Here is a 255-nt window from a genome sequence, read left to right on the forward strand (position 1 = left end):
TGCTCGAGACGTCGCCCAGAGGACTCTTTGAATTGTTGGTCGGGATGCTGTCTTCCACCTGCACGAGAATATCGGCCTGGTACACCGACGGCGCGATAAACGCGTATGCCACGCCCAGGGCGAGCACGCTGCCGGCGATTCCACCGACCAGCCAGCGGTTGGCCATCAGTACGTCGAAATAACGTGAGAGACTCACATCGTTATTGCGAACCACGGCGGCATTCGTAAGGAGAGAGTTCTGGTTCATCGAAACCC

At 57.6% G+C, this 255-nt stretch carries 1 protein-coding gene; it reads right to left on the bottom strand.

Going from position 1 to position 255, the window contains the following annotated elements; all coding sequences use genetic code 11:
• Positions 1 to 247, bottom strand: a 247-nt coding sequence (locus tag AB3X96_RS42930) for a Wzz/FepE/Etk N-terminal domain-containing protein (protein WP_368594460.1), incomplete at its 3' end; no start/stop codon positions are given.
• Positions 248 to 255: the final 8 nt, after the last annotated feature.

This window comes from Paraburkholderia sp. BR13439, from assembly GCF_040948805.1.
GTDB lineage: Bacteria > Pseudomonadota > Gammaproteobacteria > Burkholderiales > Burkholderiaceae > Paraburkholderia > Paraburkholderia youngii.